This is a genomic window from Tessaracoccus lacteus, from assembly GCF_029917005.1.
GTDB classification, from domain to species: Bacteria; Actinomycetota; Actinomycetes; order Propionibacteriales; family Propionibacteriaceae; genus Arachnia; species Arachnia lactea.
In genome coordinates this window covers 459,774-470,867 of sequence record NZ_CP123967.1, presented here as the reverse complement: position 1 = coordinate 470,867, position 11,094 = coordinate 459,774, and the positions used below count along the sequence as shown (strand labels likewise).

The window sequence follows — 11,094 nt, the reverse complement described above, 5'->3', positions numbered from 1 at the left end:
GCCATCCCCGGCGGCGCTCCGGCTCACTCGATCCAGGCCGTGTCGACCGCGACGCCGTCCTCGAACGTCACCCACACCCACTGCACGTCGCTGCCGCAGTAGGTGTAGCGCCAGTCCTCGTGGCCGCCGTCGGCGTAGTCGAGGCGGCCGTGCGAGTGAAGCTTCGCGTCCACCTCCGCCCTGGTGTCCCCGATGGCCAGGGGCGACGCGTCGGCCGAGGTCGCGCAGCCGCAGGTGGCCGCCTTGCGGATCTTCAGCGTTGCCGACTCCCTGCGTTCACAGGTGGTCCGACGAATCTTCGACCCGCGTCCGCCCACCCCTTCGCGCGGCTGACCAGCTCCGGGGCGCGCCGCCCGACGATGCCGCCCCCGCTTGAGCCCTTCGCGAAATGCCCCGAGGCGGAACCGGCGGGGCTCTGGACATCGGGGAGCGACAGGGTTTGAGAAAGGTTAGGCTGACGAAACTACCCATGCTCAAAGGAGACACATGCCACCGCGTCAGCGCGTCCTGCGCCATGCCACGGTCACCGCGACCGAACGGGTCTCCCCCTGCCTCGTCCGACTGACGTTCGCCAGCCCCGACCTGGCGGGGGCGGACCTGCCGTTCACCGACCATTACATCAAGATCCTGTTCCCGCCCGCGGGGGCGCCCTACTCGGCGCCGTTCGACCCTGAGGTTGTCCGTGAGCGGTGCCCGGAGCACGCGCCGGTGACCCGGACGTACTCGCTGCGGACGCACGACGCCGAGTCCGGGACGATCACCGTCGACTTCGTCGAGCACGGCGAAGACGGCCTGGCCGGCCCCTGGGCGGCGCGCGCGAAGGTGGGCGACGAGATCGGCTTCTTCGGTCCGGGCGGCGCGTGGGCGCCCGATGCGGAGCACACCAGCTACGTGCTGGCCGGCGATGAGGCCGCGGCGCCCGCGATCTCTGCCGCGCTGGAGTCGCTGCCCGCCGGCGCCCGCGCCATCGCATTCTTGGAGGTCGCCGACGACGACTCGCGCTTCGCTGTCCCGGAGGGCGAGGGCGTCGAGGTCGTCTGGGTCGCGCGCGCCGGTGCCCCGTACGGGTCGAGGCTGGCCGAGACCGTCCGCGCGCAGGCGCCCACCGACAAGGGCGTCGCCTGGTTCGTCCACGGCGTCGCAGAGATGGTCAAGGACCTGCGCCGCTACCTGTTCGTCGAGCTGGGCCTCGACCGCGCCAACGTGTCGATCTCCGGCTACTGGCGTACCGGCATGACGGAGGACGGCTGGCAGAGCTCCAAGCGCGAGTTCGTCGCCGGCATGGAGGAGCAGGAGGCCGCGGCGCTCGCCGGTAACCTGTCGGCATGAGTCGGACGGTCGCCATCGAGGGCAGCGACGCCGGGCGCGGGGGACGCCCCGGCCCGCGCGACGGCCGCGACTCGGTGGACCTCGCTGCTGCGCCCGACGGTGCGTGGGGTGCCCACCCCAGCTCGATTCCGGCGCACAACAATGCCTATGCCGGAACTGCTGCTCCCTTGTTGCAGCAAACCCGAGATGCGCATCGTTGTGCACGGGAAGGGGGATCCGGGCGGGCCCAGGGAACCCGGAACGACGAGACCACAGTCGCAATCGAGGACCGGGACTTCGTGGACTGGCACGGCGGGTGTCGGCACGCGCTGGTGTGGGTGGCCGACGTCGACACACCCGAGGTTCGCGAGGCCGTCGCCGCCATGCGTGACCGGCTGGGCCATCTGCTGCTGCCTCGCTACGACCGCCAGCCACACGTGACGGTCGCGTTCGGCGGGCTGGCGCCGGTGGCGGGCGCAACCCCGACGGGCGTGCTGTACCCACCGGATCTCGCCGACCTGCACGCCGCCCGCGTGCGGGATCTGGGCGTGGCCCCGTTCACGGTGCGGATCTCGGGCTGGGACACGTTCACGACGACGCCGTACCTCGCGGTCGAGGCGCCGCAACTGGCGGTGCTGCACGAGGCGCTCATCCGCGAGCGCCCCCGCACCGCCGACTTCGCCCCGACCTACGTCACGCACGTCACCACCGGCCACTACGCGGTCAGCGTCCCGGTGGAGGACGTCCGCCGCCGGTTGGAGGGGTTCCAGTTCCCGGACCTGGAGGTGCCGGTCGGCCACCTGACCCTGGCGAGCTACGAGACCCACGACATCGCCGGCCGACTGTCCGTCGCCCGGATCGTTGAGCTCGTCGAAACGCCCTGAGCGAAGCGAAGGGATCAACGCAACCACCTCGCTGCGCTCGGCGCCCTTCGACAAGCTCAGGGACCCGGATCGTTGAGCGCCTCGACCAGCTCAGCACAGGCCCTGTCGAAACGCCCAACCCCGGTTCGTTGAGCCTGTCGAAACGCCCTGAGCGAAGCGAAGGGATCAACGCAACCACCTCGCTGCGCTCGGCGCCCTTCGACAAGCTCAGGGACCCCGTTCGATGAGCGCTTCGACAAGCTCAGCACAGGCCCTGTCGAAACGCCCTAAGCGCAGCGAAGGGGCCCCACCCGACCGTCGCTCCGCCAGCCCACCCCGTCGACGCCCTCAGCCCCCAAACGCCACCCTTACTGACCGACGCCACCCTTACCAACGGACGCCACCCTTGTTCGCACATGCCACCGCCATGGCGGTGGCATGTGTAGCGAAGGGTGGCGTTTGTCGGTAAGCGTGGCGTCTGAGCGGGCGACGGGACCAGCTAGCAGCCAGCCAGCGGGCGGACGACGGGGTCGCGCTAGATCGACCCGATGGTCAAGGCGGCAACGACAAGGAACGCAGCCTGGGTGACCTCGATGAGCGACCCGAACAGGTCGCCGGTCCAGCCGCCGAGGCGGCGCAGCAGGTGCCGTCCCCAGACGACCGCTACGACGGCCGCGGCCACACCCGCGACGGTGAACGCGGCCAGAGCGTGCACTCCCCCGGTCAGCCAGCCCAGCCCGAGGGTGACGGCCGCGACGACGGCCAGGTTGGCTGCCGCCTCCCAGCGCGGGGTCACGCCGACAAACAGCGCACCGAATCCGACGGCGCGGGCGGACGACTGGGACACGGTGGCGGTCATGACCGCCGCGCGGCCGGCCATCGCCGCGCACGCGATCGCGGCCCCTCCGACCCACGCACCGGGCAGCGACACAGCCGCGGTCACGTCGACCAGCAGCACGAACAGCAGCGTCACGACGCCCATCGGGCCGATGTCGGAGCGCTTCATGATCGCCAGCGCGTCCTCGGCCGGCTTGCGGGAGCCGAGCCCGTCGGCAGTGTCCGCCACACCGTCGAGGTGGAGGGCTCCGGTGGCGGCTGCGAGGACTGCCAGCGCGAGAACCGCGCCGAGCAGCGGCGACGCGAACCGCGCCACAGCAACGAACACGAGGCCAGCAACCGAGCCGAGCGCAAGCCCGAGCCACGGCATCGCCGCCATGGCGCGACGGGCGGTGTCGCGGTCGACGTCGAACGGCCGCACGGGGATGAGCGTGAAAAGGCCGGTGGCCTCGAGCAGCGCCCTCACCGGATGCGCCTGGCGATACCGGCGGTGCAGGTCCACACCTCGTCGACGACGGCGGCGACGGCGACGTTGAGCCGACCGAGCTCGTCGCGGTACAGGCGGCCGCCCGGGGTGGCGGGCACGATGCCGAGGCCGACCTCGTTGGTGACGAAGATGACGTCGCGGCGCGTGGAGCGGATGGCGTCGACCAGCCCGTCGACCTTTGAGCGGAGGGTCCCACGCCAGCCCGGCGCGTCGTCCCAGGCGTCTGCGTCGAACAGCACCCTGTCGAGCCACACCGCGAGGCAGTCGACGAGCACGGGAGCCGGGTCATCGGCGGCGAGGACCGCGGGCAAGTCGACGGTCTCGGTCGTGCGCCACGACGAGGGCCGCCGCTCGCGGTGCAGCCGGATCCGCTCGACCCATTCGGCGTCGGTGGGGTCGTAGTAGGAAGTGGCGACGTACTCGACGTTCGCCTCGTCGGCGAGCTGCGACTCCGCCCAGAACGACTTGCCGGAACGCGCGCCCCCGAGCACCAGCGCGGTGCCCGGACCGTGCACTGGCACCATCACCTCGCCGCGGCCCGCGAGTTCGTGGAGCAGGGCGACGGCCGCATCGTCGGACGGGTCGATGGTCACGTGGAACTCCATGGGGTCCTTCACGGGCACCAACCTACGCTGCGGGTCGGCGGTGCCGCACTCTAGGATCGGTGCATGCGCGACGTGGTTGACGAACTGATCTGGGACGAGGCGCCGAAGCAGGCTTCGGCTGTGGCGGTGTTCGACGCCCCCGAACTGGTGGCCGACGCACTCACCCTGACCCCCGACGTCCGCGTGTTCTGCGACGACTGGCGCGACGCCTCCCTCGTCGACCCCGACCTCCTCGTCGAGCACCCCGACGACCTGCACGGCGTCGACGTCGCGCTCTCCCGACTCCCGAAGTCGCTCGCCGCGCTCGACGAGCAGGCCGCAGCCGTGCAGGGCGCGCCGGACGTGACCTTCGTCGGCGGCGCACGCATCAAGCACATGAATCGCAGCATGAACGAGGTACTGAACAAGCACTTCGCCGCCGTCGCCGCGTCGCTCGGCCGCTCGAAGTCCCGCGTGCTGCGCGCGTGGGGCCCGGAGAACCAGGAGTCCGACTGGCCCAAGGTGCGCATGCACGAGGACTTCGGCTTCGCGGTCGCGGCGCACGGGTACACGTTCGGCGGCACGAAGATCGACCCCGGCTCCCGGCTCCTGATGATGGCGCTGGCCGGCGGGGGCCGGACGCCCGGTCTGGAGGCCGACGACGTGCTGGACTTCGGCTGCGGCAACGGCACGCTCTCCATGCGCCTGGCGAAGGACGGACTCAACGTCAGCGCGCGCGACGTCAGCTGGTCGGCCGTCGCCGGCACGTCCGTCGCGGCGGAGGTCAACGGGCTCGAGGTCGACGCGTCCTGGGGCGCCGGGCTGGACGGCTTCGAGGACGATTCCTTCGACGCCATCGTCACCAATCCGCCGTTCCACCAGGGCGTGGCCAAGGACACCACCGACACGCTCGCCATGTTCGACGACGCCGCCCGCGTCCTGCGTCCGGGCGGACAGCTCTGGTGCGTGTTCAACTCCCACCTGCCCTACCGTCGGGAGCTGAACGTCCGCCTCGGGCAGACCCAGGTGGCGGCGCAGGATCCCAATTTCACCGTGACGGTGACCACGCTGCGCTGACCGGCTCGCCGAGCCTCACCGGTTCCCTGAGCCTGTCGAAGGGCCCTGAGCCGCCCCGGTTCCCTGACCCTGTCGAAGGGCTGAGCCCACGCATCGCCCTCTCGCTCCGCTCGAGGCACCTCGACGAGCTCGGCGACCCGGCAGAAGGGCTGAGCCGCCCCGGTTCCCTGACCCTGTCGAAGGGCTGAGCCCACGCATCGCCCTCTCGCTCCGCTCGAGGCACCTCGACGAGCTCGGCGACCCGGCAGAAGGGCTGAGCCGCCCCGGTTCCCTGAGCCTGTCGAAGGGCCCTGAGCCTGTCGAAGGGCTCGACGACCCGGCGCGATGGAACCCCTTGCCAGCCCGCCATCGCCCCTCCGGCCGGCCCACATCACGAATATCGACAACGCCAGGAGTCTTAGCGACCCATCAGCCAACGCACAGGATTCACATAGGGTCGCAGGGTTTCATAGTGGACATGAGCAACGAGCAGCACCCGAACCCCTGGAGCCGCGAGGCGTGGAGCACGTCCGGTACCCCCCGCGAGTCGGCCCCGCGGCAGCAGTGGGCCGCACAGGGTGACGCCGCGCATCAGCCGCAGCAGGCGCAGCCCCAGCCGCAAGCGACCCAACAGCCCCAGCAGGCATCCACGTCGGTCAACGAGCCGACGCTCAACCTCACCTCGCAGCAGGGGTTCCCCACCAGCGGCCCCGACGCTCAGCAGGGCTACCCCACCAGCAACCCCGGCTACCAGCCGGTCGGCCCCTTCGGCCAGCCCCAGGCCACCGCCGGGACGCAAACCAAGACCCGCTCGAAGGGCCGCAGCAAGGTGGCGGGCGTGCTCGCGCTCGCGCTCCTCGCCGTGGGTGCGGGAGGCGGCGCCGGCTACGCGGCGACTCAGCTCGGCGACTCTACATCCGCCTCGGGCGTCACGACCACCGTTGTGCAGGCGGACGCGTCGAACCCGAACTGGACCACCGTCGCGGAGGCCGCCACACAGTCCGTCGTCGCGATCGACGTGGTCAGCTCCTCCGGCGAGGCCCAGGGCTCGGGCGTCGTGATCGACGCCGACGGGTACATCGTGACCAACAACCACGTCGTGTCCGGCATGAGCGGTGCGACGATCACGGTGCTCCTCAACAACGTGTCCTACGCGGCGACCATCGTCGGCACCGACCCGTCGACCGACCTCGCGGTCATCAAGATGGACAACCCGCCCAAGGACCTCGCCGTGATGTCGTACGGCGACAACACGGCCCTCTCGGTCGGCGACCCGGTGATGGCGATCGGCAACCCGCTCGGCCTCGCGGACACCGTCACCACCGGCATCGTGTCGGCCCTCAACCGGCCCGTCACCACCGAGGCCGTGACCGACGACACGACCACCGAGTCCCAGACGCAGGTGCCCCAGAACGGCAACAACCCGTTCGGTGGTCAGCAGCAACAGCAGCAGAACCAAAGCGCGACCACCTCCACCAGCGAGACGGTCGTGACGGCGGCCATCCAGACCAACGCGGCGATCAACCCCGGCAACTCCGGCGGCGCGCTCGTGAACACCTCGGGCGAGCTGGTCGGCATCACCAGCTCGATCGCGACGCTCTCCTCGTCCTCGTCGAGCGAGTCGTCGTCCGGCAACATCGGCATCGGTTTCGCGATCGGCTCCGACCAGGTCAAGTACGTCGTCGACCAGCTCATCACCAACGGCACCGCCGAGCACCCGCAACTCGGCGTCACCGCGACCGACGTGACCGGCACCGGCCAGCAGGGCGCGCAGATCGTGTCCGTGACCGAGGGTTCGGGCGCGGCGGAGGCTGGCCTCGAGGCGGGCGACGTCGTCACCGCCGTCAACGGCAACGCGGTCTCCTCGACCGAGTCGCTCGTCGCGCTCGTCAGGGCCGGCCAGGTCGGCAAGCCCATGACGCTCACCGTGATCCGCAACGGCACGGAGCAGGACGTTTCGGTGACTCCGACCGCCGCCGCGAACTGACCGCGTCAGACTTCATCATCGTCGACGAGAGGAGACAGGTTGGCAGGAACTTCGTTGAGAATCTCCCTGTGTGAAAGCCGCGCCTTCGGGCGCGGCTTTCGCCGTTTCCGGGCGCGACGGGGACGCGGATCGGTCCCGGCTAGGCTCTCAGCATGGAGATCCGCGTGACGTTGGCCGCCATGGGCCCCATCCCCGCCTCGCTGGTGGCGCTCGTCCCCCAGTCCGAGCAGGTCATCAGCGACGAGACGCTGTACGGCCAGCGGATCAGCATCTTCACCGAGCACGACGACCCGGAGCAGCTCCTGGCCGCCCTGCGTTCCGTCGCCGGGAACGTGGCCGTGGGCGTCGTGTCCGGTCCCATCGCGCGCCTGTCCGCGCAGCTGCTGATGATGGACGTCGACTCCACCCTGACCACCACCGAGGCCATCGACCTGCTGGCCGGCCACGCCGGCGTCGGCGACGAGGTGGCCGAGATCACCGAGCGCGCCATGCGCGGGGAGCTTGACTTCGGCGAATCGCTGCGCGAGAGGGTCGCCACCCTGGAAGGCCTGCCGATCAGCGTGTTCGACGACGTGTTCCCCGCCATGACGCTGACTCCCGGCGCCGTCGAACTCATCGCCGCGGCCCGACAGGCCGGGGCGCGGGTCGGGGTCACCTCGGGCGGCTTCACGCACCTCGTCGGGCCGCTCGCCGAGCAGCTGGGCTTGGACTTCTACAACGCGAACCAGCTCGAGACCGCCGTCGTCGATGGCAGCGAGGTACTGACGGGCCGCGTCGTCGGCACGGTCGTCGACCGCGACCAGAAGGCTCGCGACCTGCTGCGGTTCGCCGACGAGTCCGGCGTCGACCCTGCCATGTCCGTCGCTGTGGGCGACGGGGCCAACGACCTGGGGATGTTCGCCGCAGCAGGCCTCTCCGTCGCGTACTGTGCGAAGCCCGTCACCGCCGCCGCCGCGGACGTGGCGATCGGCTTTCCGCGGCTGGATGCCGTCGCAGCCTTCGCTTTCCGTACCGACTAGCGGTCCTACTCGTCCACTCGATGAACCAGCCGCCCTCGATTGAATCTTGTCATTGGCGATTTGGGCGGCCCCGACATGTTGTCTGGGGGGCGACCGCTAGGGTTGGGCGCAGCACCGCGATCTCTTCAAGGAGGACAGATGTCAGGTCGCATTCACAGCGAACTGTTCAAGAGCAAGGTCATGTCGGCACAGGACGCTGCCGCACTCGTCAAGAACGGCTGGAACATCGGCTTCTCCGGGTTCACCGGCGCCGGCTACCCCAAGGAGTTCCCGGTAGCGCTGGCCGACGTCATCAACGCGGCCCACGACCGCGGCGAGGAGTTCAAGGTCGGCGTGTGGACCGGCGCCTCGACGGCCCCCGAGCTCGACGGAGCGCTCGCGCGGACCGGCGGCGTCTCCTACCGCGCCCCGTACCAGTCCGACCCGGACATGCGCAAGGCCATCAACTCGGGCGTCACGTACTACCAGGACATCCACCTGTCCCACATGGCACCTCAGGTCTTCCAGGGCTTCCTCGGCCCCCTCGACCTCGCCGTCGTCGAGGCCAGCGGCATCGACGCCGACGGCAACATCATCCCGTCGTCGTCGGTCGGCATGAACCGCACCTACCTCGAGTACGCGAAGCACATCATCATCGAGGTCAACGAGTGGCAGTCCGAGGATCTCTTCGGCATGCACGACATCTACTACCCGATCGGCGCCCTGCCGCCCCGCCGCGCGCCGATCCCGCTGATCAACCCCGGAGACCGCATCGGCGACCAGGTCATGCGGATCAAGTCGGAGAAGGTCATCGGCGTCATCGTCACGGACGACCCCGACCGCAACTCGCCCTTCAAGCCGCTCGACGACGACTCCCGCGCGATCGCGAACAACCTGCTCGACTTCCTGAGCAACGAGGTGAAGCAGGGTCGACTGCCCAAAAACCTCCTTCCGCTGCAGTCCGGCGTCGGCAACATCGCCAACGCGGTCCTCGCCGGCCTGCTCGACGGCCCGTTCGAGCGCCTGACTTCCTACACCGAGGTCATCCAGGACGGCATGGTCGACCTGCTCGACTCCGGCAAGCTCACCGTCGCCTCGGCCACGGCGTTCTCGCTGTCTCCCGAGGCCGCGCACCGCATGAACGAGAACGCCGCGATGTACCGCGAGAAGATCGTCCTTCGCCCGCAGGACGTCTCGAACCACCCCGAGGTCATCCGTCGACTCGGCGTCATCGCCTGCAACGGTATGATCGAAGCCGACATCTACGGCAACGTGAACTCCACCCACGTCATGGGTTCGCGCATGCAGAACGGCATCGGCGGCTCGGGCGACTTCACCCGCAACGGCTGGATCTCCTCGTTCGTGACCCCGTCGACGGCCAAGGGCGGCGCGATCTCCTGCATCGTCCCGATGGTCAACCACGTCGACCACACGGAGCACGACGTCCAGGTCATCATCACCGAGCAGGGTCTCGCCGACCTCCGCGGCCTGGCTCCCCGCCAGCGCGCCCAGGTCATCATCGAGAACTGCGCGCACCCGGACTACAAGGAGCCCCTGCGCGAGTACGTGAAGTTCGCCGCGACCAAGGCCAACGGGCAGCACACCCCGCACGACCTCGCCACCGCCCTCGGCTGGCACGTGCGCTTCCTCGAGACCGGCACCATGCAGGCCTGATCCACGAGACAGCCGAGTGCCCCACCGCAGCAGTGGTGGGGCACTCGTGCGTTCAGACCGTCAGGGACGAAAGCCCCGACCCAGGACCGACCAGGGAACTCAACCCGCCGAGCAGAGCGCAGGCGATGCCGAACCATCCCGCCGAGGTCGGTCCCTCGAAATCGGTGAAGCAGTCGTCCGCACGAATTTCGAACAGTGCCCACTTCTCCCCGGTCGCGCGTCGAGAATCGCCCACCGCCTGGTGGCGCGTCGACCTGGCCCGTCAGGCTATGAACGCTTTTCGCGACCGGACAGGGGAGAACCGACCAATGCCCGATTTTCGTGATCCGCGCGGCAGGCACTGCGTCGGGTCCGTAGGCAGCGCAACACACGCCTGGAGGCGCTGCGGGGTCAGTGCCGGAGGCGACCGGGGTTTGCCGCTGCGGCGTCATCTTCATAGACGGCGCGACGACGCGGAGGGGACCGGCGTTTGGCCCAGCCAGGGCCGTGGTCTAGACTAGGCCTCTGACCACCTCCGGGTGTGTCTTACATCACCCTCGCCAGGGTGATTGAGATGGGCCGAGCGCACCACCGCTCGGCCCATCGCCTTGCCCGGACGACATTCGTCCGCCGAGCGCGACTAGGAGCCCCGCCGCATGGAGATCATGCTCACCGCCGGAATGACCTTCCTCCTGATCATGGATCCCCTCGGCAACGTGCCGCTGTTCCTCACGTCGCTGCGCAAGACCAGCCCCGAGCGTCGCCAGTGGGTGATCCTGCGCGAGTGCCTGATCGCGCTGCTGGTGATGGTGGTCTTCGTGTTCGCCGGCAAGGGACTGCTGACCGTCCTCCACATCGACGAGGCGGCCCTGAAAGCCGCGGGCGGCGTCATCCTGATGCTCATCGCCATCCGGATGGTGTTCCCCACCCCCGAGAAGAGCCTCAAGGAGCCCGTCACGCACGAGGAGCCCTTCATCGTGCCGCTGGCCGTGCCGTACGTCGCGGGACCGTCGCTGCTAGCCATGATCGTGGTGTTCGTGAGCCAGGACCCCGACAACGTGCCCTGGTACCTCGGCGGCCTGGTCATGTCCTGGCTGGTCACCACCGTGACCCTGTACTTCTCCGGGTTCCTGCAGCGGGTCGTGGGCACTCGCGCGCTGGTCGCAGTCGAGCGGCTGATGGGCATGATCCTCGTCCTGCTCTCCGTGCAGATGATGTTCGAGGGAACCAAGGCATTCTTCATGGCCTGACAAGCCATTTCGACAACACATCCACAATCTGTTTTCAACCCTTTCTCGTTGCGGAAATGCCCTTGTGGCAC

9 protein-coding genes and 1 pseudogene are annotated in these 11,094 nt (G+C 69.4%); 7 read left to right on the top strand and 3 right to left on the bottom strand.

All coding sequences use genetic code 11. The features are described 5' to 3' along the window. Window positions 1-23: 23 nt before the first annotated feature. Window positions 24-173, bottom strand: coding sequence for a hypothetical protein (locus QH948_RS02060; RefSeq protein ID WP_281145307.1), 150 nt, complete (start codon window positions 171-173; stop codon window positions 24-26). 313 nt (window positions 174-486) lie between these two features. Between QH948_RS02060 and QH948_RS02055 the strand changes: the two genes are divergently transcribed. Together QH948_RS02055 and QH948_RS02050 are read left to right on the top strand one after the other, a co-directional pair. Continuing rightward, window positions 487-1,329 carry a siderophore-interacting protein gene (locus tag QH948_RS02055; protein ID WP_281145306.1) on the top strand — a complete coding sequence of 281 codons (843 nt, stop codon included), beginning with the start codon at window positions 487-489 and terminating at the stop codon, window positions 1,327-1,329. Window positions 1,330-1,607: 278 nt separating this feature from the next. Then, window positions 1,608-2,192, top strand: coding sequence for a 2'-5' RNA ligase family protein (locus tag QH948_RS02050; RefSeq protein WP_281145305.1), 585 nt, complete (start codon window positions 1,608-1,610; stop codon window positions 2,190-2,192). A gap of 514 nt (window positions 2,193-2,706) precedes the next feature. On the opposite strand, the gene QH948_RS02045 is transcribed toward QH948_RS02050, so the two are convergent. Continuing rightward, window positions 2,707-3,474, bottom strand: coding sequence for an adenosylcobinamide-GDP ribazoletransferase (locus tag QH948_RS02045; protein ID WP_281145304.1), 768 nt, complete (start codon window positions 3,472-3,474; stop codon window positions 2,707-2,709). Beyond that, window positions 3,471-4,001: pseudogene (cobU, locus tag QH948_RS02040) on the bottom strand (bifunctional adenosylcobinamide kinase/adenosylcobinamide-phosphate guanylyltransferase); the annotation flags it as partial. The gene QH948_RS02045 and the pseudogene cobU, both read right to left, overlap by 4 nt. A gap of 162 nt (window positions 4,002-4,163) precedes the next feature. On the opposite strand from cobU, the gene QH948_RS02035 reads away from it, so the two are divergent. The 5 genes from QH948_RS02035 (at window position 4,164) to QH948_RS02015 (ending at window position 11,023) form a co-directional block, all read left to right on the top strand. After that, window positions 4,164-5,156, top strand: coding sequence for a class I SAM-dependent methyltransferase (locus tag QH948_RS02035; protein ID WP_281145303.1), 993 nt, complete (start codon window positions 4,164-4,166; stop codon window positions 5,154-5,156). 457 nt (window positions 5,157-5,613) lie between these two features. Continuing rightward, entirely contained in the window at window positions 5,614-7,122 is a 1,509-nt protein-coding gene (locus QH948_RS02030) for a S1C family serine protease (protein ID WP_281145302.1), read from the top strand. Window positions 7,123-7,274: 152 nt separating this feature from the next. Then, a complete protein-coding gene (serB, locus tag QH948_RS02025) occupies window positions 7,275-8,141 on the top strand; it encodes a phosphoserine phosphatase SerB (RefSeq protein WP_281145301.1) in 867 nt (288 codons plus the stop codon). Between the two features lie 138 nt (window positions 8,142-8,279). Beyond that, a complete protein-coding gene (scpC, locus tag QH948_RS02020; RefSeq protein ID WP_281145300.1) occupies window positions 8,280-9,794 on the top strand; it encodes a succinyl-CoA:acetate CoA-transferase ScpC in 1,515 nt (504 codons plus the stop codon). A 635-nt stretch (window positions 9,795-10,429) separates the two neighbouring features. Then, on the top strand, window positions 10,430-11,023 hold the full coding sequence (locus QH948_RS02015) for a MarC family protein (RefSeq protein WP_281145299.1): 594 nt from the start codon (window positions 10,430-10,432) through the stop codon (window positions 11,021-11,023). Window positions 11,024-11,094 lie beyond the last annotated feature (71 nt).

What these genes read in the sequence shown, in the direction of transcription:
- QH948_RS02030 (WP_281145302.1), top strand. Translation starts at nt 5,614, where the DNA reads ATGAGCAACGAGCAGCACCCGAACCCCTGGAGCCGCGAGGCGTGGAGC.
- QH948_RS02015 (WP_281145299.1), top strand. Translation starts at nt 10,430, where the DNA reads ATGGAGATCATGCTCACCGCCGGAATGACCTTCCTCCTGATCATGGAT.
- scpC (WP_281145300.1), top strand. Translation starts at nt 8,280, where the DNA reads ATGTCAGGTCGCATTCACAGCGAACTGTTCAAGAGCAAGGTCATGTCG.
- QH948_RS02035 (WP_281145303.1), top strand. Translation starts at nt 4,164, where the DNA reads ATGCGCGACGTGGTTGACGAACTGATCTGGGACGAGGCGCCGAAGCAG.
- serB (WP_281145301.1), top strand. Translation starts at nt 7,275, where the DNA reads ATGGAGATCCGCGTGACGTTGGCCGCCATGGGCCCCATCCCCGCCTCG.
- QH948_RS02055 (WP_281145306.1), top strand. Translation starts at nt 487, where the DNA reads ATGCCACCGCGTCAGCGCGTCCTGCGCCATGCCACGGTCACCGCGACC.